Raw genomic sequence first — 22,966 nt, 5'->3', positions numbered from 1 at the left:
AAGGGCAGCCCATGAGACGAAGCGCGTTATCGTTAGTCGGTTCCGTATAGTAGGTTCCGACTAGTAGAGAGCGGTGATACATGGCGAAGAGGAAGATCACCAACACGGTCGCCCTGGCCGTGCTGGGGCTGCTGCAGGAACGCCCGATGCACCCGTACGAGATGGCCACGACGCTGCGGGAGCGGTTGAAGGACAGCAGCTTCAAGCTCAACTCCGGATCGCTGTACGACACGGTCGAGGCGCTGGTCCGGCACGGCTGGATCGAGCCGGTGCGGACCGTGCGCGAGGGCAGGCGCCCCGAGCGGACCGTCTACGCGCACACCGACCTCGGCCACCGCGAGTTCCTCGCCTGGCTGGACGAACTGCTGCGCAGACCGGTGCCCGAACACCCGAAGTTCGCGGCCGCGGTGTCCTACCTGGGCGCGCTCGGCCCGGAGGCGGCGGCGGACGCGCTCGCGGAGCGGGTGGAGCACCTGACCCGGCACGTCGAGGAGATCGAGCGGGTGCTGGCCTCGACGGTCGGCGCGGGGGGCCTGCCGAGGCTGTTCATGATCGAAGCCGAGTACCTGCTGCACGTGGCGCGGGCCGAGCTGGAGTGGACGCGGCGCACCGTCGCCGAGATCCGCGGCGGCAGCCTGGCCTGGCCCGAAGCGGAGCGCACCGACCAGGGCTGGACCTGGAGCGGCCAGGAGCGAGGGGGAAACGGGTGAGCGCCGACTGGGACACCGAGGTCGTCATCGTCGGAGCGGGACCGGCGGGGCTGCTGCTGGCGGCCGAGCTGCGGCGCGCGGGCGTGGCCACCACCGTGCTGGAACGCCACGCCGAACGGCCCGGCTTCTGCCGGGGGTTCACGCTCAACGCCCGCGCACTGGACCTGCTGGCCCGCCGGGGACTGGACGCGCCCTTCCTGGCCGAGGGCTGGCAGGTCCCGCAGGCGGCGTTCTCCGGCCTGCCGGTGACGCTGGACCTGACCGGCGCGCGCACCGACCACCCGTACACCCTGGGCATCCCGCAGACCAGGGTCGAGGAGGTGCTCGAAGCCCACGCGCTGGAACTCGGCGCGGACCTGCGGCGCGGCTGGGAGCTGCGCGCCCTGCGGCAGGACGCCGACGCGGTGACCGCCACCGCGGCGACCCCCGACGGCGAGCGCGTCCTGCGCGCGGGCTACCTCGTGGGCTGCGACGGGGGCCGCAGCACCGTCCGCAAGCAGGCGGGCATCGCCTTCCCCGGCACCCCGGCCACCCGCTTCTCCCTGCTGGGCGACGTCGAGTCGGCCGATCCGGACGGGCTGCCGCTCGGCGTGACCACCGGCCCCGGCGGTGCGGTGCTGGTCATCCCGCGCCCCGGCTACGTCCGGGTGGTGGTCGACGACCCCGAGCCGCCCGAGGACCGGGACACCCCGGTCACCCTGGAACGGCTGCGATCCGCCGTGGACGCCGCCCTGGGCAGGCGCGTGGAGCTGCGCGCGCCCCGCTGGCTGACCCGCTTCGGCGACGCCGCCCGGCTCGCAGAGCGGTACCGGACGGGCCGGGTGCTGCTGGCGGGCGACGCCGCGCACGTCCACCCGCCCGCCGGGGCGATCGGCGTCAACGCCGCCCTGGACGACGCGTTCAACCTCGGCTGGAAGCTCGCCGCCGCGGTGCGCGGCACCGCACCCGCGCACCTGCTCGACACCTACCACGACGAACGCCACGCCGCGGGGGTGCGGCTGCTGGCGAGCACCCGCGCGCAGGCGTTGCTGGGGACGGCAGGCGACGGGCTCCGGCCGGTCGCGGACCTGCTCACCCGCCTGGCTGAGCACCCCGACGGCAACCGGGCGCTGGCCGAGGTCGTGACCGGGCTGGACACCCGCTACCCCGCGCCCGCGGCCCCGGAGCACCCGTGGCTGGGCCGGATGGCCCCCGACCTCGTGCTCGGCACCGGGACTCGGTTGGCCCAGCTGCTGGCCCCCGGCCGGGGCGTGCTGCTGGACCTGGGCGACGGGACGGCCGCCGAGCGGGCCGCGGGGTGGGCGGACAGGGTCGGGATCGTCACCGACCGCTGCCCGGACCACCCGGACCTGCGCGCGCTCCTGCTGCGCCCGGACGGCCACACCGCCTGGGTGGGCGTCGTGGGTGAGCAGGCCGACGGGCTGCCACGGGCGCTGGAGCACTGGTACGGCCCGGCTCGTTCCGGCGTCCTCGCGACCGGCTGAACCGGTGCGGGGCCGCCCGGGCGGCCCCGCACCGGGTGCGTCAGCGGAACAGGCGCAGTGGCACCGAGTTCGCCATCGCCTCCATCCCCGCGTCGTTGGGGTGCAGGTGGTCGCCGCTGTCGTAGGCGGGCAGGAGCCGGTCGGGCTGCCGGGGATCGCGGACGGCGGCGTCGAAGTCGACGTAGCCGTCGTACTCGCCGCTGGTCCTGATCCAGTGGTTCACCTGCTGGCGGACGGCCTCGTTGTCGGGGTTGTAGAAGCCCAGCGTGTCCCCGCGGAACGGCGTGATGGTGGCGCCGTGGATCTCCACGCCCCGCTCGTGCGCGCGGGCGATCAGCTGCCGGTAGCCTGCGATGAGGTCGTGCGCGGTGACCTTCTCGCTGATCGGCGCGATGTTGCCGGGGTGGCCCAGGTCGTTGACGCCGATGAGCACGACCACGTGCCGCACGCCCGGCTGGAGCAGCACGTCGCGGTCGAAGCGGCGCAACGCGCTCTGCCCGAAGTAGGCCGCGTAGTCCTGCGCGGGCGAGCCCTCCGGCGGGTTGGGGTCGTGCAGCAGGCGGTTGCCGCCGATGCCCGAGTTGACCACGCCGAGGTGACGCAGCCCCCGGTCGGCCTGGAAGCGTCGGGCCAGGAAGTCCGGCCAGCGCCGGTTGGCGCCCGGCGTGGTGATCGCGCCGTCGGTGATCGAGTCGCCGAACGCCACGACGGTGCCACCGCGGCGCGGTTCACCCGCGACCCGCACACCGCTGAGGAAGTACCACTGCGGCAGCACGGTCGGCGAGTCGAAGTCGGTGCTGCCGGTGGCGTTGCCGGAGGTGAGGAAGCCGTCCTGGAACGGCGAGCCGTGCACGGTGGTGGCGGGCGTGCGCTCGGGCAGGTACAGGCTGATCACCAGGTCCGCGCCCGGCCGCACGGGCAGCGCGACCGGGTCGCTGAGCAGCGGGGCGCCCGCGGGCACCGTGGCGGTTGGCTTGCCGCCGAAGGTGATCCGGCGGTCCGAGCCGGGTTCGACGCGGGCGTCCGAGCCCTCGGAGGCCGACCGGGCCACGTGCGCCTCGCCGACGACCAGCGGCTGGGAGCCGAACTCGTTGGACAGCCGCACCCGCAGGGTGCTGCCGCCGACGCTGGTGTGCACGATCTGGCGCAGGGTCTGGTCCTGGAACACCGTGTTCGCCGACGCGGGCACGGAGGTGGACGAGGTGCCCCACGTGCCGATCCAGGTCGGTGCGGGGGCGGCGGTCGCGGTCTGCGCCCCCACCGCCAGCAGCAGGCCGGTGAGCAGGGCTGCCACGCGGGTGCCGAGGCGGTCGCGGCGTCTGGGGGGTAACTGCGGCAAGGGAGCTCCTCGGTGTCGGGTTCGGCCGCGGCGGCAGCGGGCGCGAACGCCCGCCGGGGGCGTGCCCCGATTCTGCCGCGATTCCCGCCGGGCAGGGGAGTACCCCGTGCGAGGGCGGATCCCGCACGGGGTGACCGGAGTCATCCGACCGCGCAAGCGGTTCCGTTGAGGGAGAACGAGGACGGCTCGCCCGCGTCACCGGTGTGCGAGGCCTGCAGGCCCACACCGATGGACGCGCCGGGGCTGATCGCGGGGTTGTGCGCGGCGTTGCGCGCGGTGACCACGCCGCTGGTGGGCGAGTAGGTCGCGCCCCAGCCCGAGGTGATCCGCTGCCCGTTGGGCAGGGTGAACTCCAGCGCCCAGCCGTTGACCGCGGTGGTGCCGGTGTTGGCGATGGTGATGGACGCGGTCAGGCCCTCGTTCCAGGCGTTGACGGCGTAGGAGACCTTGCAGGTGCCCGCGCCGGGTGGGGTGGTCGTGGTGGTCGTCGTGCTCGTCGGCGGGGTCCGGTCCAAGCCGAAGAACTGGATGGTGCGCAGGGCCATCCCCGACGCCATGACGTTGTGACCGGTGCCCTGCAAGGAGATGGCCTCGACCTTGTCGCCGTAGCGGGTGCGGGTCCAGTTGGCCTGCGGGCGGTCGGTGAAGGTCGGCGTGGTGGACAGGCCGTGGACGTTGGTCCACTGGTCGATCTCCTCGCCGAAGTTCGGGTAGCGCAGGGTGTCGTCGGCGGTGCCGTGCCACAGCTGCACCCTGGGCCGCTGCCCGGAGTAGCCGGGGTAGGCGGAACGGGCGATGTCGCCCCACTGCTGGGGCGTCCTGAGCACGTTCCCGTTGGCGCACGCGCTGTTCCAGCCCGAACCGTCGGTGGTCGCGAAGCAGCCCGCGGGCACGCCCGCGTACGCCGCGCCCGCCTCGAAGACGTCCGGGTAGTTGGCGAGCATGACGTTGGTCATCATGGCCCCGGACGAGGTGCCGGTGACGTACACGCGGCTCGCGTCGCCGTTGTGGCGTTGCAGCACGTACCGCACCATCGACATCAGCCCCACCGGGTCGCTGCCGCCGTCGCGCCGCAGCGCCTGCTGCGAGGAGACGTCGAAGCACTGGCCGCTGCGGGTGGCGGACGGGTAGATCACGATGAACCCGTGCTGGTCGGCCAGCCGCGCGAACTCGGTGCCGGAGTGGAACGCGGGGCCCGAGCCGGTGCAGTAGTGGATCGCCAGCAGCACCGGGGGCTTGCTGAGGACGCGGTCGGGCACGTAGAGGTGCATCCGCAGGTTGCTGGGGTTGGTGCCGAAACCGGTCACCTCGGTCAGCGAGGCCGCGGAGGCCTGCGGCGCGACGAGGACCGCGATGACCACGGCCAGCGCGGAGGTGACGGCGGCCAGTGCCTTCACGGCGCCACCACCACCGCTGGGCCTGTCCGGCCGGTGGTTCCGCCGGGACGCCGGACCTCCGCCTGCACGAGCATGAGCGCTCTGATGACCATCCCTCCTCCTTGAGAGATCGCCCCTGAAGTCAGCTCACTATGTTGCGACGCCGACACGCCGAGCAATCTCTTGCGGAGAAGTTTCGGGTCTCAACTGGCCCAACGTCTGCAAGTACTACCCGTGCCGCTCCGTCGAGCGCGTAACTACTACCCGCGCGGATCGACGTCGTGGGCCGGGTAGTGGTTACCGGCCCGTGGTGGTGGGGCGGGTAGTACTTGCCGACGCGGGTTAGTTGGGCAGCGCCAGGAGGGGGAGCACGGCGGCGATCGCGACCATGGCGACGGCGTTGGCCGCCTTGTACTGCGCCAGCAGCGCGACGAACTCCCGCACGAACGCGTTGGGCAGGAAGTACCAGGCCGTCCTCGCGCCGCGGACGTCGGCGCGCAGCCCCAGCCGCCGGGACAGCACGGCCGCGCGCAGCACGTGGTAGTTGCTGGTGACCACGAGCAGCCTTCCCTCCAGCCCCCGCGCGGCCAGCAGGTCGGCGGAGTAGCGCAGGTTCTCCCACGTCGAGGTGGACCGGTCCTCCTCCACCACCGCCTCGGGCGGGATGCCGCGCGCGTGCAGGTAACCGGCCATGACGCTGGCCTCGGACGCGGGCTCGTCGGGCCCCTGGCCGCCGGAGGTCACCACCACCGGACGGGCGCCCGCGGCCAGCTCCCGCCGGTACAGCTCGGCGGCCCGGTTGAGCCGCGCCGCCAGCAGCGGCTGCACCCGCCCCTGCGGGACACCGGCGCCGAGCACCACGATCGCCGCGTGGCCCGCCCGCTGTGGGACGCGGCCGTAGACCACCGAGTACAGCAGGAAGGCGGTGAAGGCGAATCCCAGGTAACCCGCGAGCAGCACGGCCGACCGGGCGGCCACCAGCAGCCAGTCGGCGGCGCCGGTGTCGTCCGCCGCCTTGGTCAGCGCGGTGGACACCCCGGCCACCAGCGCGATCACCGCCAGCCCGGCGGCCAGCGACAGCGCGTTGGCGAGCTGGACGCCTTCGCGCCGCAGCATGAGCCACCCGTTGGCGAGCAGGAACACCGCTATCACCGCCGCGAACAGCGGAGCGGCCCGCAGCAGCAGCGCCACCACCGCCTCATCGCTGCTGTAGCCGGTCAACGTGAGCAGCCACAGCGCCCCGAACGCCAAGGCGAGCAGCAGGTAGACGCCGTTGACGATGCGCCGGGGCTCCCGCCGCAGCCGCACCAGGAAGACCACCAGCAGCACCGCGGCGAAGATCAGCAATTCCACGAAGCGGTGATCGTAGTCGGACGAGATCGGCGAACCGCACTCGCGCCCCGCGCCGAACCGGCATGCTGTGAGGCCACCAGTCGCGGGTCGGGCGGGGGATCGGGATGGGCGCAGCGGACGGCGGACGGCCAGCCACCTTCAGGTCGGTGTTCGCCTCGGGCGAGTTCCGCGCGCTGTTCCTCGCCCAGCTGCTCAGCGTGCTGGGTGACCAGCTGGCGCGGGTGGCGGTGTCGGTGCTGGTCTACGAGCGCACCGCGTCGGCCGGGCTGACCGCCGTGACCTACGGGCTCACCTACGTCCCCGACCTGGTGTCCGGGCCGCTGCTGTCCGGCTTCGCCGACCGCTACCCCCGCCGCGCCGTGATGATCACCACCGACCTGTGCCGAGGGGGCCTGGTGGCGGTGATGGCGCTGCCCGGCCTGCCGCTGTGGTGCGCGGCCGTGCTGCTGGTGCTGGTGCAGGCGCTCAACGCCCCGCACGGCGCGGCTCGCGCGGCCACCCTGGCCGCGGCGATGCGGGGCGACCGGTTCGTGGTCGCCTCGGGCGTGCAGGACGTGATGGTGCAGACGAGCCAGGTCCTGGGGTTCGCCACCGGTGGGGCCGTGGTGGCCGTGGCGGGCACCAGCCAGGGCCTGCTGCTCGACGGCGCCACGTTCCTGCTCTCGGCGGTGCTGGTGCGGCTGGGGGTGCGGCACCGGCCCGCCCCGCTGGCCGACGCCGCCGCGGGCGCACCGGCCGTGTGGTCGTGGTGGCACTCGCTGGGTGCGGGCCTGGGCCTGGTGCTGCGCGACCGGAGGCTGCGCTCCTTGGTCGCCCTGGCGTGCGTGGCGGGCTTCTACATCACGGTCGAGGGCCTGGCCGTGCCCTACGCCGGGGAGATCGGCCAGGGCGCCACCGCGGTGGGACTGCTGCTGGCGGCGAGTCCGGCGGGCACCGTGGTCGGGATGCTGCTGCTGACCAAGCTGCCGCCGAGGACCAGGCTGCGCTGGCTCGGTCCGCTGGCTGTGGCGGCGTGCCTGCCCCTGGTGCTGTGCGCGTGGCGACCGGGGCTGGCGGCCACGGTCGCGCTGTGGGCGCTGTCGGGCGCGGCGTCGGGCTACCACATGGTGGCGCGGGCGGCGTTCGTGCAGGCGGTGCCCGACCGGCACCGCGGGCAGTGCCTGGGCTTGGCGGTCACCGCGCTGCGGACCGCGCAGGGCGGCGGGATCATGCTGGCGGGTCTGGCGGCCACGGCCGTGCCCGCCTCGCTGGTCATCGCCGGAGCGGGCGTGCTGGGCGCCGTGACCGCCGTGGCCGCCGGAGCGGCCTGGCGGCGAGCGGGCGCGGACGCCCCGCCGGTGCCGTCGTGATGTCACCGGCGGAGCGGTCCGGAGGGGTCAACGCCGGGCGGGCCACTCGTTGCCCCGGCAGGTCCACTCGTTGCCGCGCAGGGTCCACTCGTTGCCGCGCGCCCCCCACTCGTTGCCGCGGAAGGTCCACTCGTTGCCTCGGCTGGTCCACTCGTTGCCGCGCGTGATCATGGGGTGCTCCTGGGATTCGTGGGTGGTCGCTCCCACCCGGACGGTCTCGTGACGAGGGGTAGTTCTCTGGTTACGGTGCAGGGATACGAGGAAGTGCAGCCAGTAGAGAGCGTGGGATTCCCCATGAGTGTGAACGCGGAGTCACCGCAAGGGCGAATACACGAGCACCGACTGCGCCTGGTTCCCCCTTTCCGGTGGCGACTGTGGGGGCTACCCCGGCCCGTCCTGGCCTATGTGCTGCTGGTCGACGTCGCGGCGCTGGCCGTGATCGCCACCAGCGTCGCGTTCACCGGGGTGACCGGCGCGGACCTGACGCGCTTCCTGGTCCTCACCGCCGCCGCCGTGGTCCACCTGGAGGCCGTGCGCGGGATCGAGCGGCTGCGCGAGGTGGCCGTGGAGAGCGGGCCGTATGTCAACCTGAAGTCGTTGTGGGTCTTCGCGTCGGTCATCGTGCTGCCCCTGCCGCTGGTGATGGCGCTGACCGTTATCAGCTACCTGTACTGCTGGCTGCGCGTCTACGGCCACACGATGGTGTTCCGCAAGGTTTTCTCGGCCGCCACCTTCGTGCTGGCCTCCGGTGCGTCCGCCGCTGTGCTCGACGCGACCGGCCTGGTCGTCCGCCCCGGCATCCCGGAGGGGCCGCTGGGCGCACTGGCGCTGGTGGCGGCCGCCGCCGTGTGGTGGCTGGTGAACTTCGCGCTCGTGGTGGGCGCGATCGTGCTGTCCAACCCGACCGCCCCGGCCAGCCGGGCCGTGGGCGACCTGGCCGACCAGCTGGTGGTGGCCGCCGCGCTCGGCCTGGGCGTCGGGCTGGCCGCGCTGCTGGTGTTCGCGCCCTGGCTGGTGGCCGTCCTGATGGTCACGGTGCTCGCCCTGCACCAAGGCCTGCTCATGCCCCAATTGCAGCGCGCCGCGCAGACCGACGGCAAGACCGGTTTGATGGAGGCCACCTACTGGAGCCGGATGGCGGGCGCGGAGCTGGCGCGGGCCCGCCAGCACGGCAGGCCGGTGGCCATGCTGGTGCTGGACCTGGACCACTTCCGGCAGGTCAACAACGAGCACGGCCACGTGGCGGGCGACCAGGTGCTGCGCGCGGCCGCCGCGGTGCTGCGCGGCGAGCTGCGGCGCGGCGACCTGGTGGGCCGCTTCGGCGGCGACGAGCTGGTCGTGCTGCTGCCCGGCGCCACCGCGGGCGACGTGCGCGACATAGCCGCGCGCATCCTGGACCGCCTGCGGGCGCTGGTCGTCGCGGTGCCCACCGTCACCGGCCAAGTGGAGATCACCGGGCTCACCGCGTCCATGGGCGCGGCGCTGAGCCCCGACCACGGCACCGAGGTCGACCAGCTGATCCTGGTCGCGGACCAGGCGCTGCTGCGAGCCAAGCGAACCGGACGCGACCGGCTCTGCCTCGCCTCCTGACCGGCCCGCGCCCTCGGCTGAGCGCGGGCTCCCACGACGCGACCCCGCACCCGGTGTGACACCCTGGGAGCGAGTCCGCCCCGGACTCCCGGACGAGCGGCGCCGTACCCGGCCAGCGACAAGACGGCGTACTGGGGGACAACCGTGCACTGGCTCGTCCTCATCATCTCCGGCGTCCTCGAAGCCGTGTGGGCCGCCGCTCTGGACCGCACGCAGGGCTTCACCCGCCTCGCTCCGACCGTCGTCTTCGCGGTGGCGCTCACCGCGAGCATGGCCGGACTCGCCTACGCCATGCGCGGCCTGCCCCTGGGCACGGCGTACGCGGTCTGGGTCGGCATCGGCGCCGTGCTGACCGCCTGCTACGCCATGTGGTCGGGGCAGGAACCGATCTCCGCCGTCCGGGTGCTGCTGCTGGCGGGCATCGTCGGCTGCGTCATCGGTCTCAAGCTGACCCACTAGGCGACTTCCCCCGGAAGGCGGTTTCCGCGCGGGCGACTCCCGTAGCGTGGACTCGTCAGGCAAGGCATGAGTCACCGAGGAGCACCATGGCCGAGCGGCCCCGTACCAAGAGCGGGCACGTCGTGCGCACCGAGCGGATCACCCCCCACATGACCAGGGTGGTGCTCGGTGGTGAGGGGCTGGCCGAGTTCGCCGTCGGCCCGTTCACCGACAGCTACGTCAAGCTGCTGTTCCCGCTGGAGGACGTGGTCTACCCGGAGCCGTTCGACATCGGCGAGATCCGCGCGTCGATGCCGCGAGAGCAGTGGCCGCGCACCCGCACCTACACCGTGCGGCGCTGGGACGCCGAAGCGCGCGAGCTGTGGATCGACTTCGTGGTGCACGGCGACAAGGGCGTCGCAGGTCCCTGGGCGGCCAAGGCACAACCCGGCGACGTGCTGCGCTTCGCGGGCCCCGGTGGCGGCTACGCGCCCGACCCGACCGCCGACTGGCACCTGATGGCCGGTGACGAGAGCGCCCTGCCCGCCATCGCGGCGGCGCTGGAGGCGCTGCCCGATGGCGCACCAGCCAAGGTGTTCATCGAGGTCGAGGGGCCGGAGGAGGAGCAGGCCGTGGTCTCGCCCGGCGCGGTGGACCTGGTCTGGCTGCACCGCGCGGGGCGTCCGCTGGGACAGGCGGTGGTGGCGGCCGTGCGCGAGCTGGCGTTCCCCGAGGGTGATGTCCAGGTGTTCGTGCACGGCGAGGCGCACATGGTCAAGCAGCTGCGCGGGCACCTGCGCTTGGAGCGCGGGGTGGCGCGGGAGCGCATGTCGATCTCCGGCTACTGGCGGCTCGGCGCGGACGAGGACGGCTGGCAGTCCTCCAAGGCCGAGTGGAACCGGCAGGTCGAGCAGGAGCAGGAGCGCTCGTAGCGGTCGGCGTGAGGCCGCGCTGACCGCGCTGGTCGCGGTGGCTCTGGACGCCGCCCGGCGGCCGCCGGGCGGACGCCGCTGCGCGCCCTCACCTGCGGTTGCATGATCACCCGATGGCATGATGTGCGCCGTGAACCCGATCTTCGTCCTGGTCCACGGCTCCAACGGCAACTCGTTCAGCTGGGCCCCGCTGCAGCGCGAGCTGACCCTGCTGGGGCACCGCGCGCTCGCGGTGGACCTGCCGGGACACGGCTTCGAAGCGGATTTCCCCGCTGCCTACCAGGCGCCGCAGGACCCGGCCGCGCTGGCCACCGCGCCGTCCGCGCTCGCGGGTGTCCGGCTCGCCGACGCGGTCGAGCACGTGATCGGCGTGGTGCGCCGGGCCGCCGAGCACGGGCCGGTGATCCTGGTCGGGCACAGCCGCGGCGGGCTCGCCCTGACCGGCGTGGGCAACGCGGTCCCGGACCTGCTGCACCGGCTCGTCTACATCTCCGCCTGGTGCTGCGTCGACCTCACTCCCGGCGAGTACATGGCGGAACCGGAGTACGCGTCGAGCGCGCTCGCCGCCACCGCGGGCGTGCTGGTGGGCGATCCCGCCGAGCTGGGCGCGCTGCGGATGAACTGGCGCACCGCGGACCCCGAACTCCTCGCCGCGCTGAAGACCGCCATGCTCGCCGACGGCACCGAGCGGGAGTTCCTGGCCTACCTCAACACCCTCGAACCCGACGAGAGCATGGACGCGGGCACCGCGCACGACCGCGCCCGCGCCGACACCTGGGGCCGCGTGCCCCGCACCTACGTCCGGCTCACCGGGGACACCTCGATGCCGCTCGCCCTGCAGGACCGCTTCATCGCGGAGGCCGACGCGCTCACCCCGGACAACCCGTTCGACGTGCGGTCGCTGGACAGCAGCCACGTCGGGTTCCTGGTCCGCCCGGCCGAGGCCGCCGGGCTGCTGGCCGACCTGGCGCGCTGAGGGTCACTCCACCAGTTCGGCGACCAGCACCCGGAAGTGGAAGGTGGACGTGCGGCCGGTCGCGATCACCAGGTAGGCGTCCGGCGAGATGCGCAGCACCTGCCGGGCGCGCAGGAACCACGGGTGGGCCGGGACGTGCTCGCGGGCCAGGCGCAGCGCCTCGGCGCGGGCCGACTCGCGCTCGCCCACCGCCTGGGAGTGCGACAGCGTCCACTCCCGCTCGCCCGCGCCCTGGTTCTCCTCCAGCACGACCCACCAGCCCCCGGTCCCCATGCCGGTTCGACGCCCGGCCGCTGGGAGCGGTTCCGGGTGTGGCGCGCGCATCGGTTGGGCAGGCGGTCGCGCGGGGTAGCCGGTGGGGGAAGGTGAAACCGACACGGCGGAGGACGGTGCCGATGAGCGACACGACGACGGTGGACCGGCTGCGGACCGGCTTGCGGGACGTCCGGTACCCGGCGGAGAAGGGGCAGCTGGTCGACCACGCGTCGCGCAACAACTCCGACGAGGACACCGTGCACGCGCTGCACTCCATCCCGGAGAAGCTCTACGGCTCCTTCGAGGAAGTCCTCCGAGCGGTTCCGGTCGACCAGAGCCGCGAGAGCTGAAACGCCGCGGTGGCGTCGCCCGCGGGTCCGGCGACGCCACCGGCGCAGCAGCGGGAAGATCGGCGTTTACGTTTATCACGCCGGGGTTCGGCCGGTCGCCCCGTCGGGTACCCGGCGGCCATGGCACCCGATGCGGCGGTCGCCGCGTCCAGCCGGTGGGTCGACGAGGACGGTGTCCGCCAACCCGCCGGGGACGTGCACGCCTGGACCCGCGGCACGAACCAGACGCTGTGCGGGCTGGCGCTCAGCCGCAGCGAGTTGGCCCGGTTCCCGCACGTGCCGTGGGCGGACGCGGTGTGGCTGGCGCAGACCGGTGAGCGGTCGCTGTGGTTGTGCCCGCGCTGCTCGGCCGCGCTGACCCCGCGCAAGGAGCGTGGCAGGAGTTGGACGCGGGTCCGCCCGCGCCCCTGATCGCGCGATCTCAGATAACAGCTCAGGGTAAGCCGTTCGGGTGAATAAGTGCGTCCAAAGGCCGATTCCCTCCATCGGCCATTAAGCCCTGCCTACCCTGGAGCGTGGGCGAACGGGGGGCGGCGCGCACCGCGCCGAGGGCGCCCTGGACCGGTGTCGCGCGCGGATTCGCGCCGTACGACCCGCGTACCGGCGGTGGGGGCCGTCGTAAGGGGGAAACATGGCCGATGGGCTCGTGCTGGGGGTGGTCATCGGGTTCAGCGCGGGGATCAGCCCTGGCCCGCTGCTGACCCTGGTCGTCCTCGCCTCGGCGAAGGGCGGGTTCACGGCGGGGTGGCGGGTCGCGGTCGCGCCGCTGCTCACCGACGTGGTCATCGTCGTGCTGGCGATCACCGCGCTGGGCGCCCTGCCCGAGGGCGTGCTCGGCGCCATCGGGCTGGTCGGCGCCTGCCTGGTGGGGCTCATCGGGGTGCGCACGGTCCTGTCCTCGCGCACCGCCGAGCCGGTGGCGGCGGGGGAGCGGGAGGTCAGCGGCGTCTTCCGGCAGGCGGCGGTGGTGAACCTGCTCAGCCCGCACCCCTGGTTGTTCTGGGCGACCGTGGGAGCGCCGATCGTGCTGACCTCGTGGCGCGAGGAGCCCTCCCGCGCGATCGCCTTCGTGCTGGGCTTCTACCTGTTGCTGGTGGGGAGCAAGGCCGCCCTGGCGGGCCTGGTCGGCGGTGGCAGGAGGCTGCTGGCCCCGCGCGCCTACCGGCTCACCGTGCTCTGCTGCGGGCTCGCGATGGCGGTTTTCGCCGTCGTGCTCGCGGCGGAGTCGCTGCCCGCCGCGCGAGACCTGTTCCGGTGAGAGCAGTCGAAGAACTTCGGGGGGATGACGTGCGCACAGCAGAACTGCGGAGGACGGAGCTGCCGTGGCCGTCCTGGTCGGTGGTCATGGTGGAGCGGCGACCGGTGCTGCCCGCCACGGTCGACCGGGACATCCGGCAGGTGCTCGACTGGCTCGACGACTTCATCAGCGCTCCGCACCCGGACCTGGGCCGCTCCGGCGACGTGTGCCCGTTCGTCCGGGCCTCGAGGCTGCGGCGCGAGCTGTTCCTGGCCCTGCGCTACGACGTGGACGGTGACTCCGGCGAGGAGTTGGGCCGCGTGGTGCGCGAGGAGGTGGAGCGGTTCACCGCCCGGTTCCCGCTGCCCCCGTCCGCTCGCGGACCGGTGACCACCTCCCAGGTCGTGGCGTTCCCGGCGATCCCCGACCGGCGGTGGGAGGTGATCGACCAGAGCTACCCGGCGCTGAAGGAGGAGCTGGTCGCCGAGGGGCTGATGATCGGCCAGTTCCACCCGACGTGCCCGGAGCCCGCGGTCCGCAACCGCGACTTCCCGGTGTCCCGCTCGCCGTTGCCGATGTACGCGCTGCGCTGGATGGCCGTGCACGACATCCTGTTCCTGCGTGGCCGCAGGACGTGGTTCGAGCGGTACCGGTCGAGGTTCGGGGCGCTGCACGACAACGGCAGGGTCGCCGACCCGCTCCTGCGCCGGTACTACGAGGAGGCGTTGCGCGCCTACGGCTGAGCGGGCGGATCGGGCATCCTGGTGGGGCAGGTCGCGGGCGGCGGTCGAACGCGGCGCATCCGGGGGTGGACATGGCGTCGAGGCGTGGGGGCGGCGTCGCGCCGTACGTGGCGCTGGTGGTGGCGCTGGCCATCCTCGTGCCCCCGGTTCGGGAAGTGCTGCTCGACCTGCTCGCCCCGCTGCTCCGCCTGCTCCGGGAGTTCATCGCCGACCTCGGCTAGGGCGGACTTCCGCGCCACGCGACGGCCACTCAATTGGGTGCTCTTCGTAGTCGCCCGCATGCGCCGAGTGGGCTGCTGGTTAGTGTGATCGCGATCCGCCGACCCGCCCGCAGGAGCCGCCACCCCATGAGCCGACCGCAGCCCCGGCCCGCACCCAGCCCGGTCCGGCCGTGGGCGGCCACGGTGGTGGTGTGCCTGGGGGTGTTCCTGCTCGGCGTCGACCTGACCGTGCTCAACGTGGCGGTCCTCGACCTGCACCGCGACCTGTCGCCGACCATGGCCGAGGTCCAGTGGATCGTCGACGCCTATGCCCTGGTGCTGGGCGGCACCGTGCTGGCCGCGGGGGCGGTCACCGACCACTTCGGCAGGCGGCGCTGCTTCGTGGCGGGCCTGGCGGTGTGCGGCACGGCCGCCGCGCTGGGCGCGCTCGCCCAGCAGCCCTGGCAGGCCATCGCCGCCCGCGGCGGCATGGGCGCGGGCGCGGCGCTGCTGATGCCCGCCACCCTGTCGATCATCACCACGCTGTTCGCCGGCGCCACCCAGCGCCGCCGGGCGCTCGCGCTGTGTGCGGTCATCGCGGGACTCGGCGGCATGACCGGCCCGGTGATCGGCGGTTGGCTGGTGGGCCTGTCGTCCTGGCGCGCGGGCTTCTGGGCCACCGTCCCGCTGGCCGCCGCCGCCATCGCGCTGGCGCTGCTGGTGGTGCCGGAGTCCCGCTCCTGCCGGACCCGGCGGCCGGACCTGCCCGGCGCGGTGCTGTGCGCCGCGGCGCTGCTGGCGCTGGTCTGGGCGGTCATCGAGAGCCCCGGCCGGGGCTGGACCAGCGCGTCCGCGGTGACCGCGTTCCTCGTGGGCGGTGGCCTGCTGGCCGCGTTCCTCGTCCGGCAGTTCCGCGCCCCGACGCCGCTGCTGCCGCTGCGCCTGCTGCGCAAGCCCCGCGTCGGGATCAGCGCGGTGGTGCTGGTGCTGGCCTCCTTCGCCGTGTTCGGCGCGCTGTTCGTGATGACCTTGTACCTGCAGGGGGTGCTGGGCCGCACCCCATGGGAGGCGGGGGTGCGCACGGTCCCCATGGCGGTGGCGCTCGGGGCCGGCGCGGCCGCCGCGCTGCCGCTGCTGGCCCGCTGGGGCGAGCGGGTTCCCGTGGTGACCGGGCTGCTGGTGATCAGCGCCGCGTTCGCCCACCTGGCCACCGCCGGCGTCGAGTCCGGTTACCCGCACCTGCTGCTGTTCCAGGTGATCGGCGGGATCGGGGCGGGGCTGGCCGTCACGGCGGGCACCGAGGCGGTGATGAGCGCCGTGCCCGGCCATCGCGTCGGTCTGGGCTCGGCCGTCAACGACGCCACCCGCCAGATCGGCGCCACCCTCGGCGTGGCGGTGCAGGGCTCGATCCTGGCCACCGTGTCCGGTGCGCGGCTGGGGCAGGGGAGCGTCCTGGACGCCTGGGCCGTGGCCGCCCACCTGCCCGAGCGGGCACGGGCGGCGCACCTGCTCACCGCGCGGCACGCCTTCGTCGACGCCATGACGGCCACCGCCGTCACCGCGGGCGCGGTCACGCTCGTCGCGGCTCTGCTGGCCTTCCACTGCCTGCCCGCGCGCGGCGCCCTACGGCCGGAGGCAGCGGCCCGCGCCGCTGTTCGGCCTCCTCTATGACTTCAGTGTTGACCAAAAGAAATCATCGGGCGACGCGGCCCAGACCACGGCGGACCCGAGGGACGGACGGGAGCTCTTCCTGCTCCGGCTCGGCCAGCGCGTCGTAGACCGACAGCCAACCGCTGCCCCGGTAGTCGCCGCGACGGGTGAACACCGCGACGCCGGTGTCCGCGTCGCCCTGGTCCTGCGAAGACGGGTAGGGCAGCGCGGTGGTCGCCTTCGTGGGCGTGGCGGGTCCGTGCGCCCGGCCCCGCCACGCCACCGCCGCGGCGGCCACCGTGCCGGTCACCGATGCCTCGTCCGGCCGCACGGCCAGCACCGCGGCGGAAACGCGTTCGCGCAGCAGCGCGGTGTACCCGGCGTGGTCGAGCAGACAGCCTGCGGGCGGCCTGCCCGGCGGCCAGTCCGGCGAGCGCACGCCGCGCTCCACCGCCGACCGCCACATCCGCGGCACCAGCTCCTTGGCGTGGGCGCGGGTGGCCATCTGCTCGCACAGCCACAGCAGCCTGCCCGCGCCGCGCCGGGGCGCCAGGTGCCGCCACCGCACCCGCTGGTCCAGGTCGGCGGCCACGATGGCGATCCACGGGTGCACCGTGCCCAGCACGCCCTGCGCGGCCAGCCACGACAGGTGCCGGGGCGCCTGGTCGAACACCGGGTAGAGGGTGGTCAGCGGGATGCCCGCGGCCACCCTCCTGCCGGTGCGGGAGTCGGCGAACAGGTGCGGCGAGCGGGCGGCCAGCAGCAGTCCCGCCCAGGCCAGGTCGCCGGGGGAGGTGGTGGTGGACGAGCCGAGGCCCTTGACCGAGGTGGTGTCGGTGATCCGCGAGGTCCGGCCGCCGGACTTGATCGCGGTGGCGACCGCCGGGCGCACCGGCTCCGGCACCGCGATGCCCGCCAGCTCGGGGACCGCCACCGACAGCACCAGGGCCAGCGCCTCCTCGGCGGCGTCGGCGTCCGGCGGCAGCGGGAGCAGGCCCAGCGCCTCGCGCAGCCGGTGGCCGGTGTGCGTGGACACCATCATCCGGGCGGTGAGCCGCCCCAGCTCGGTGGTGGCCAGCACGAGGTCGTCACCGCGCGGGACGGCGGTGAGGTAACCGTCCTCGACCAGGAAGGACACCGCCTCGGCCACGGGTTCCTCGTCGTCGTCGCCCTGGGCGTGCGCCAGGGTCTCCCGCCACCACGCGGTGGCGTCGGACAGCGTGCCGATGCGGCCCTGCAGCACCTCGGCCAGCACGTGGTCGGCCAGGCTCTCCCGGATGCGCGAGTACACCGAGTACCCGGCCACCAACCGGGCCTGCCATGCGGCGCGCTGGGTCTCGTCCACCACGAGGTAGGACCACCCCTCGGTCTCCCCGGCGCCGATGCGCCCGGCGCGGCCGAACATCTGCAGCACCATCGAGGTGTCCATGGTCTCGCCGCCGACGGTGGTGTCGCGGATGACCACCGCCCGCGCGGGCAGGTTGACGCCCGCGGCGACGGTCGAGGTGGCCACCAGCACGTCGGCGGTGCGGTCGCGGAAGGCGCGCTCGGCCGCGTGCTTGTGCTCGTAGTCGGAGTAGTGCAGCCGCACGCCGACTTCGGCGCACACGCGGGTGAGCCCGTCCACGTCGTCGGCGGCCACGGTGTGCACCGCCGCGCCGCGGTCGGCGGCGATGGCCATGGCGGTGGAGCGGACGTTGCGCTTGGAGCCGCAGAAGACCAGCACGCTGCCCTTCTCGGCGGTGTGCCTGCGGGTCAGGTCGACCACCACCTGCTCGCGCAGCCGCGAGTTGGAGGCGTAGCCGGAGGCGGCCGGGACGGTGGGCAGCTGCCAGGTCACCCGCGACGGCCGCCAGGTGGTGCTGACCAGCTCGGCCTGGAGCCACTCGGCGACCTCGGCGGCGTTGGTGACCGTGGCGGACAGGCCGACGATGCGCACGGGGGAGTCGGCGCCGCGGACGCGGGCCAGCAGCGCCTCCAGCAGCGCGCCGCGGCCGGGGCTGCCCAGCAGGTGGATCTCGTCGACCACCAGGCAGCCGACTTCGCCGAGCGCGGCCTGGAGGGAGCCCGCGCGGCAGATGGCCTCGAACTTCTCGGTGGTGGCCACCCACAGGTCGGCGGCGCGCACCGCGGCCACGTCCACGGTGTGCTCGCCGGAGAGCCGCTCCACCCGCAGGCCCCGGTCCCGCCAGGTCTCCAGCTCGCGGTCCAGTTCGTCGGTCAGCGACCGCTGCGGCACCAGCCAGGCGGCCTTGCGGCCCTCGTCGAGGATGGACTTGAGCACCGCCAGCATCCCGATCGCGGTCTTGCCCGCGCCGGTGGGCGCGGTGATCAGCAGGTGCTCGTCGCCGTCGACGATGTGCGGGGCGGCCTGGGTCTGGGCGGGGTTGAGCACCGGGAAGGGCAGGAACGGCAGCCACCGCGCGGGCACCAGGTCGGCGACCGGCACGGGTGCGGGGACCGATGCCGGGTCGGCCGCCTCGTGCAGGTCCCACAGCACCTGGAAGGCCAGCCGGGCGGCCCACGCCCGCTCGCCCTCGGCGGGCTCGCAGGACTCCGGGACGATGCCGCCCGCCTCGGACAGCCACGCCTCGGCGCGCAGCGGGGCGGCGGAGCCGTCCGGGGCCAGTGAGGAGACCACCTCCTGCTCCAGCCAGTGCCGGACGGCGCGGAACGGCACGCCCGCCTCGTCGAGCAGGGCGCGCAGCGCGTCGAACTCCGGCTGGTCGGGCAGCACCACGCGCAGGTCGGCGCCGGGGGCGACGGGGGGCGGCTTGAGGGTGGGGTCGGTGGTCTTGCACCACCACGACGCGCCCGGCTCGACGGCGGTCAGCCCCGGCGGCAGGGCGGGCGCGGGGTCGGCGCGGTCGGCGGGGACCGGTGCGGAGCCGCCCAGGATGGACCTGATCCGCGCGGCCATCGCGGTCGTGGTCATCCGCCTGCCGGTTCGTGCCGGTGGTGCTTCGACCCGGGGTTGCTCGACCTCGGCAGTGGTGGTCGGGGGTGTGGCGGTCGGGAGTGCGGTGTCCTCGGGCGGGGCGGAGTGCGGCGGGCTGGCGGCCACGGCGGTCTTGCGCCTGGTCGGGCGCTTGCGGGGGCGTGCGGCCTGCTGCGGCACCGGCTGGTCCGGCGAGGGACCTGCCTCCGGTTCCGCTTCCGGTTCCGCCCTGGTCTCCGCGGCCAGCGCGGCGAGCTGGGCCTCCTCGGCCAGCCGTCGGGCCACCGCCTCGGGCCGCAGGTCGCCCAGCACGGTCCGCTGCGCCAGTTGCAGCTCGCGCAGCGTGAACGAAGCCGGGCAGGCCGGGCACACCACCGCGGCCTGCAGCTGCTGGCGGACCTGACCGGGGTGCGCCCGGTACAGCCCGTGCAGCACTCCGCCGCAGCGCGGGCACGGCTTGTCGATCGGCAGCGGCGAGAACTGCCAGCCCGGCTCGGCGTAGCGGGCGATGGCGGGCGCGGGCCGCACGCCCCAGCGGGCCTCGACGACCCCCGCCACCGACGTGTCGGGGGCGGGGGAACCGGATGAGCCCAGGACCACTCACCGCCTCCCGCGCCTCGCGCCGACACCGACCCAGACGGCGATGCTAGGCCCCACCCCCGACAACCACCGCCCCAGCCGTGGCGGTGCCCGCCACGGCCGTGACGGACGGTGACTGATGAAGCACTGTGGTGGGTGTGTGGCGAGTCGGGTGGAGTCCCGCTCGGTGCGGCGGAGCGGTGATCGTCCCGGCCTACCCGACAGGCTCCGCGCGGCTCACGCCGCCCGCCGGGTCCACTGCTGGTTGCCGCCGCCGTTGCAGCTGTGCTGCTTGATCACGGCGCCATCGGCGGTGGAGCCGCTGGTGACGTCGAGGCACTTGCCGCTGTGCCGGGCGGTGATCCGGTGGTGGACGCCGCCCGCGTCCTGCAACTGCCACTGCTGGTTCGAGCCCCCGTTGCACGTGCGCTGCGCCACGGCCGCGCCATCGGCGGTGGAGGAGTCGCCCACGTCGAGGCACTTGCCGCTGTGCCGGGCGACGATCCGGTGGTGGCCGCCGCCCGCGTCCTGCAACTGCCACTGCTGGTTCGCCCCGCCGTTGCAGCCGTACTGCTTCACCGCCGTGCCGTCGGCCCTGGAGGAACTGGGGATGTCGGCGCACTTGCCGCTGTGCCGCGCCACGAACGTCTCGTACGCACTGCCGCTGCCCACGCCGGTGACCACCCCGGTGGCGGTGTCGATGCCGACCTGCGGCGTCCAGCTCATCGCCAGGCTGGTCGCCGAGGGGAACCGCAGTGGCAGCCACACGTACTGCGAGTCGATCACGCGACCGCCCCACGCCCCGGCCCACCGGTCGCCCAGGTACAGGTACGAGGTCGTCTGCGAGCCCTGGACCGGGACCACGTGCGCGGTCTGCGAGCCGTAGGCGGTCGAGTCGCCGACGTCGACCGGTGAGGTCCACGACCCGGCGACGCTGCTGGCGGTGGCGTACTTCTGCTGGTTGGGGTTCCACCCGGTGGCGCCGGAGGTGAGCAGGAAGTAGGTGCCGCCGCGCTTGAACATCGCGGGCGCCTCCCGGTACGAGCCCGGCCACAGGGTGTGCACCAGGGAGTTCACCCCGAGGTAGTCCGGGGTGAGCCGGTAGACGTGCAGGTCGGCGTTCTCCCGCGCCGCCGAGATCATGTAGCCGGTGCCGTCGTCGTCGCGGAACAGCGTGATGTCGCGGGACATGTGGCCCAGCGGGCGGAAGCTGCCCCGGTAGGTGTAGTTCCCGTCGACCGTGGCGGAGGTCGCCACGGCCGCGCGGGCCTCGCCGTAGTCGCTGCCGTTCTCCTTGTGCATCCACATCACGAACTGCCCGGTGGAGCTGTTGTAGACGACCTTGGGGCGTTCGATGTTGGCCACGTTCAGCTCGGCGGCGGAGGACTGGGTGAGCACGTTGTTGCGGAACTCCCACGTGCGCAGGTCGGTGGAGCGGTAGACCGAGACCGCGCGGAAGGTGTTGTCCGCGTTGCGGTTCTCCCCGAACCAGTAGTAGTGGTCGCCGACCTTGATCATGCCGCCGCCGTGGGCGTGCACCGCAGCCCCGGTGGTGTCGGTGAACTGGGTGCCGTTGGACACCGTCACCGCCGCGGCGTGCGCGGGCGGCGCGACGACCAGACCGGCCAGCACCGCGAGCACGACGAGCGCGCCACGTCCTTGTGGCATCGCGACTCTCCTTCCCTGGGTGGAGGTCGCCCGGCGGCGTGGGCGTGCCCGCGACGTTACGGACTTGATCGGTTCCGCGGAAGACCGGCGGGTTTTCCGGGTAGCCTGGCCTGATGCGGCTCCGCCCGTGCATCGGCAGGCGCGGCCGGAACGCCTCGACGAGCGTCCGGTTCGACCCCGTCACGGCCGAACTCGTGCGGCTGGGAACCTTGCTGGAGGTCGTCGTGCAGGCCGTGGCGCTGCAGGACGAGGCGGACGCGGTGATCCTCGGGTGCGCGCGGCCGGGGGAGGTCCCGTGCGAGGTCGCCAGGGTCGGCAGGGCGGTCGCGGGCCAGTACGGCAGGTTGTGCGGCTGGGTGGCGGACCTGGTCGTCACAGCCGGTTCCGGTCCGCTGCCCCGCCGCACCGGAGAGTTGCTGCGCTACCACCTCGCCATGATCGACACGGCGTTGAAGCTGGCGTTCCCCAAGTGCCGCAGCGAACGCCTTGAGCGGCACCGGTTGGCGCTGACCGGGCTCGGCGCGCCCGCGCGTGAACTGCGCGACGTGGAATTCGCGCTGCGCGAGAGGATCGTCGAGTTGGAAAGCTCCCGCTGAAGCGGTTCCGGTGAAAAATCCCCACCACGGCCGGGTGTGACGGCGCACACTGGGCCTGCGGTCCGGGGGAGGGAGCGGGCCGCGCCGAGGGGGTTGGTGTCGGTGGCGCGATCGGTGGATGAGGGCGTGCGCGCCCGGCCTGGTGAGCGGGTCAGGTTGGTGGTGGCCCTGGTGATCGTCTGCTTCGCGGTGGTGGCGAGCCTGGTCGCGTCCTGCGGGTGAGCGGGGCGTGGCCAGTGGGTGACCGCCGCGCCACCACCGTCCACACTGGACTGCGGCGGCGCGCGGTCACCTCGCCGGGCTCAGTGCCTCGGCCCGGACCGGTGGCGCGCAGCGGAGGTTGCGCTCCATCAGCGCGGCGGACTCGGCCACTCCCACGGGGCCGTCCTCCAGCACCCCGTCCTCGGCCTTGAGCCTGGTCAGCGCGCCGTCGATGGCGGCCTGCGCGGCGAACAGGCAGGGCGTGCTGTAGATCGCCACGCCCACCCCGAGCGCGGCCAGTTCGGTGAGCGAGAGCCTGGGCGACCTGCCGCCCGCGATCTGGTTGAACACCAGGGGCTTGTCGCCGATCACCCGCTTGACGCGGCGCAGCGTGTCCACTGTGGGCACACCGTCGACCAGCACCGCGTCCGCGTCGGTGGCCGCGAAGGCGGCGGCCCGGCGCAGCATCTCGTCCTCGTCGGTGGCGTCGGTGCGGGCCACCACCAGCAGGCTGGTCCTGCTCTCCAGCACCAGTTCCAGCTTCTCCAGGTACTCCGGCAGCGGCAGCACCCGCTTGCCCGCCACGTGCCCGCAGCGGCGGGGGCGCTGCTGGTCCTCCAGGACCACGCCGGAGGCGCCCACCTGCTCCAGACCGCGGGTGACGTGGCGGGCCACCGGGAGGTCGACGTAGCCGTCGTCGATGTCGACCAGCAGGTGGTGGTGGGGGAAGGCCAGCCTGAGCCGCTGGGTGAAGCCGACCACGTCCGGCCAGGCGATGAAACCGATGTCGGGCAGGCCGTAGTGCGAGGCGGCCAGGCCGAAGCCGGAGACGAACAGACCCCCGTAGTGCCGCGCCGCCACCGACGCCGACAGCATGTCGAAGATGCCGATCAGCGGGGTGACGCGGGTCGACCGCACCTGCTCCCGCAGCGCCGTCCCATGATCCATGCGCCGAAGGTAGCCATCGCTGTCGCGCCGGTCGAGATATCGGAAGGATGAGGC

Annotated in this window: 22 protein-coding genes and 1 riboswitch; of the genes, 14 read left to right on the top strand and 8 right to left on the bottom strand. The window is 73.8% G+C overall.

Annotated elements, in window-relative coordinates; all coding sequences use genetic code 11:
* Positions 1-80 precede the first annotated feature (80 nt).
* Both JOF41_RS15300 and JOF41_RS15295 read left to right on the top strand, forming a co-directional pair.
* On the top strand, positions 81-710 hold the full coding sequence (locus tag JOF41_RS15300; RefSeq protein WP_189227163.1) for a PadR family transcriptional regulator: 630 nt from the start codon (positions 81-83) through the stop codon (positions 708-710).
* Positions 707-2,194, top strand: a complete 1,488-nt coding sequence (locus tag JOF41_RS15295; RefSeq protein ID WP_209619729.1) for an FAD-dependent monooxygenase — start codon at positions 707-709, stop codon at positions 2,192-2,194. The genes JOF41_RS15300 and JOF41_RS15295 overlap by 4 nt, the downstream gene beginning before the upstream one ends.
* 40 nt (positions 2,195-2,234) lie before the next feature.
* Here JOF41_RS15295 and JOF41_RS15290 read toward each other — a convergent pair whose 3' ends face one another.
* From JOF41_RS15290 to JOF41_RS15280, 3 genes are all read right to left on the bottom strand, one after another.
* Entirely contained in the window at positions 2,235-3,533 is a 1,299-nt protein-coding gene (locus JOF41_RS15290) for an SGNH/GDSL hydrolase family protein (RefSeq protein WP_209619726.1), read from the bottom strand.
* 140 nt (positions 3,534-3,673) lie between these two features.
* The gene (locus JOF41_RS15285; protein ID WP_209619720.1) at positions 3,674-4,930 is read right to left on the bottom strand and encodes an extracellular catalytic domain type 1 short-chain-length polyhydroxyalkanoate depolymerase; all 1,257 of its coding nucleotides are present in this window, start codon (positions 4,928-4,930) and stop codon (positions 3,674-3,676) included.
* A gap of 321 nt (positions 4,931-5,251) precedes the next feature.
* Positions 5,252-6,262, bottom strand: coding sequence for a YdcF family protein (locus JOF41_RS15280; protein WP_189227166.1), 1,011 nt, complete (start codon positions 6,260-6,262; stop codon positions 5,252-5,254).
* Positions 6,263-6,408: 146 nt separating this feature from the next.
* Here JOF41_RS15280 and JOF41_RS15275 point away from each other — a divergent pair, with 146 nt between their 5' ends.
* Positions 6,409-7,611: an MFS transporter gene (locus tag JOF41_RS15275; protein WP_307867423.1), complete on the top strand. Its 1,203-nt coding sequence runs from the start codon at positions 6,409-6,411 to the stop codon at positions 7,609-7,611.
* 27 nt (positions 7,612-7,638) lie between these two features.
* Here the strand turns inward: JOF41_RS15275 and JOF41_RS15270 are convergent, their stop codons facing one another.
* Positions 7,639-7,782 carry a hypothetical protein gene (locus tag JOF41_RS15270; protein ID WP_189227168.1) on the bottom strand — a complete coding sequence of 48 codons (144 nt, stop codon included), beginning with the start codon at positions 7,780-7,782 and terminating at the stop codon, positions 7,639-7,641.
* A gap of 234 nt (positions 7,783-8,016) precedes the next feature.
* Between JOF41_RS15270 and JOF41_RS15265 the strand changes: the two genes are divergently transcribed.
* The 4 genes from JOF41_RS15265 (at position 8,017) to JOF41_RS15250 (ending at position 11,547) form a co-directional block, all read left to right on the top strand.
* Positions 8,017-9,201: a GGDEF domain-containing protein gene (locus JOF41_RS15265; protein ID WP_209619715.1), complete on the top strand. Its 1,185-nt coding sequence runs from the start codon at positions 8,017-8,019 to the stop codon at positions 9,199-9,201.
* Positions 9,202-9,269: 68 nt separating this feature from the next.
* Positions 9,270-9,334: riboswitch (guanidine-III (ykkC-III) riboswitch) on the top strand.
* 11 nt (positions 9,335-9,345) lie between these two features.
* Complete coding sequence (locus tag JOF41_RS15260; RefSeq protein ID WP_189227169.1) at positions 9,346-9,660, top strand: DMT family transporter; 315 nt, start codon at positions 9,346-9,348, stop codon at positions 9,658-9,660.
* Positions 9,661-9,746: 86 nt separating this feature from the next.
* Entirely contained in the window at positions 9,747-10,571 is an 825-nt protein-coding gene (locus JOF41_RS15255; RefSeq protein ID WP_189227170.1) for a siderophore-interacting protein, read from the top strand.
* A gap of 130 nt (positions 10,572-10,701) precedes the next feature.
* Positions 10,702-11,547: an alpha/beta hydrolase gene (locus JOF41_RS15250; RefSeq protein WP_189227171.1), complete on the top strand. Its 846-nt coding sequence runs from the start codon at positions 10,702-10,704 to the stop codon at positions 11,545-11,547.
* A 3-nt stretch (positions 11,548-11,550) separates the two neighbouring features.
* Here JOF41_RS15250 and JOF41_RS15245 read toward each other — a convergent pair whose 3' ends face one another.
* Positions 11,551-11,820, bottom strand: a complete 270-nt coding sequence (locus tag JOF41_RS15245) for a hypothetical protein (RefSeq protein ID WP_189227172.1) — start codon at positions 11,818-11,820, stop codon at positions 11,551-11,553.
* A gap of 122 nt (positions 11,821-11,942) precedes the next feature.
* Between JOF41_RS15245 and JOF41_RS15240 the strand changes: the two genes are divergently transcribed.
* From JOF41_RS15240 to JOF41_RS15215, 6 genes are all read left to right on the top strand, one after another.
* Entirely contained in the window at positions 11,943-12,152 is a 210-nt protein-coding gene (locus JOF41_RS15240) for a DUF2795 domain-containing protein (RefSeq protein ID WP_189227173.1), read from the top strand.
* A gap of 120 nt (positions 12,153-12,272) precedes the next feature.
* Positions 12,273-12,563: a hypothetical protein gene (locus JOF41_RS15235; RefSeq protein ID WP_189227174.1), complete on the top strand. Its 291-nt coding sequence runs from the start codon at positions 12,273-12,275 to the stop codon at positions 12,561-12,563.
* A gap of 220 nt (positions 12,564-12,783) precedes the next feature.
* A complete protein-coding gene (locus tag JOF41_RS15230; protein WP_189227175.1) occupies positions 12,784-13,410 on the top strand; it encodes a LysE family translocator in 627 nt (208 codons plus the stop codon).
* Positions 13,411-13,439: 29 nt separating this feature from the next.
* Positions 13,440-14,132 (top strand): DUF6875 domain-containing protein, encoded by a 693-nt coding sequence (locus JOF41_RS15225; protein ID WP_189227176.1) that lies wholly within the window; start codon positions 13,440-13,442, stop codon positions 14,130-14,132.
* 71 nt (positions 14,133-14,203) lie between these two features.
* A complete protein-coding gene (locus JOF41_RS15220) occupies positions 14,204-14,353 on the top strand; it encodes a hypothetical protein (RefSeq protein ID WP_189227177.1) in 150 nt (49 codons plus the stop codon).
* Between the two features lie 126 nt (positions 14,354-14,479).
* Entirely contained in the window at positions 14,480-16,003 is a 1,524-nt protein-coding gene (locus JOF41_RS15215) for an MFS transporter (protein ID WP_209619712.1), read from the top strand.
* Between the two features lie 22 nt (positions 16,004-16,025).
* On the opposite strand, the gene JOF41_RS15210 is transcribed toward JOF41_RS15215, so the two are convergent.
* Entirely contained in the window at positions 16,026-19,520 is a 3,495-nt protein-coding gene (locus tag JOF41_RS15210) for a DEAD/DEAH box helicase (protein WP_307867422.1), read from the bottom strand.
* A gap of 216 nt (positions 19,521-19,736) precedes the next feature.
* Positions 19,737-21,167, bottom strand: a complete 1,431-nt coding sequence (locus JOF41_RS15205; RefSeq protein WP_209619709.1) for an RICIN domain-containing protein — start codon at positions 21,165-21,167, stop codon at positions 19,737-19,739.
* A gap of 113 nt (positions 21,168-21,280) precedes the next feature.
* Here JOF41_RS15205 and JOF41_RS15200 point away from each other — a divergent pair, with 113 nt between their 5' ends.
* Positions 21,281-21,763: a hypothetical protein gene (locus JOF41_RS15200; RefSeq protein ID WP_189227179.1), complete on the top strand. Its 483-nt coding sequence runs from the start codon at positions 21,281-21,283 to the stop codon at positions 21,761-21,763.
* Between the two features lie 288 nt (positions 21,764-22,051).
* Here JOF41_RS15200 and JOF41_RS15195 read toward each other — a convergent pair whose 3' ends face one another.
* Positions 22,052-22,912 carry an isocitrate lyase/PEP mutase family protein gene (locus JOF41_RS15195; RefSeq protein ID WP_189227180.1) on the bottom strand — a complete coding sequence of 287 codons (861 nt, stop codon included), beginning with the start codon at positions 22,910-22,912 and terminating at the stop codon, positions 22,052-22,054.
* Between the last annotated feature and the right edge of the window lie 54 nt (positions 22,913-22,966).

Source organism: Saccharothrix coeruleofusca (genome assembly GCF_017876325.1).
GTDB lineage: Bacteria > Actinomycetota > Actinomycetes > Mycobacteriales > Pseudonocardiaceae > Actinosynnema > Actinosynnema coeruleofuscum.
This window is presented reverse-complemented; position numbering and strand designations above follow the sequence as displayed.

Bases quoted from the DNA above. Each gene is read 5' to 3' on its own strand.
- JOF41_RS15300 (WP_189227163.1), top strand. From the start codon at position 81: ATGGCGAAGAGGAAGATCACCAACACGGTCGCCCTGGCCGTGCTGGGG.
- JOF41_RS15270 (WP_189227168.1), bottom strand. From the start codon at position 7,782: ATGATCACGCGCGGCAACGAGTGGACCAGCCGAGGCAACGAGTGGACC.
- JOF41_RS15255 (WP_189227170.1), top strand. From the start codon at position 9,747: ATGGCCGAGCGGCCCCGTACCAAGAGCGGGCACGTCGTGCGCACCGAG.
- JOF41_RS15245 (WP_189227172.1), bottom strand. From the start codon at position 11,820: ATGGGGACCGGGGGCTGGTGGGTCGTGCTGGAGGAGAACCAGGGCGCG.
- JOF41_RS15240 (WP_189227173.1), top strand. From the start codon at position 11,943: ATGAGCGACACGACGACGGTGGACCGGCTGCGGACCGGCTTGCGGGAC.
- JOF41_RS15235 (WP_189227174.1), top strand. From the start codon at position 12,273: ATGGCACCCGATGCGGCGGTCGCCGCGTCCAGCCGGTGGGTCGACGAG.
- JOF41_RS15230 (WP_189227175.1), top strand. From the start codon at position 12,784: ATGGCCGATGGGCTCGTGCTGGGGGTGGTCATCGGGTTCAGCGCGGGG.
- JOF41_RS15220 (WP_189227177.1), top strand. From the start codon at position 14,204: ATGGCGTCGAGGCGTGGGGGCGGCGTCGCGCCGTACGTGGCGCTGGTG.
- JOF41_RS15215 (WP_209619712.1), top strand. From the start codon at position 14,480: ATGAGCCGACCGCAGCCCCGGCCCGCACCCAGCCCGGTCCGGCCGTGG.
- JOF41_RS15205 (WP_209619709.1), bottom strand. From the start codon at position 21,167: ATGCCACAAGGACGTGGCGCGCTCGTCGTGCTCGCGGTGCTGGCCGGT.
- JOF41_RS15200 (WP_189227179.1), top strand. From the start codon at position 21,281: ATGCGGCTCCGCCCGTGCATCGGCAGGCGCGGCCGGAACGCCTCGACG.
- JOF41_RS15195 (WP_189227180.1), bottom strand. From the start codon at position 22,912: ATGGATCATGGGACGGCGCTGCGGGAGCAGGTGCGGTCGACCCGCGTC.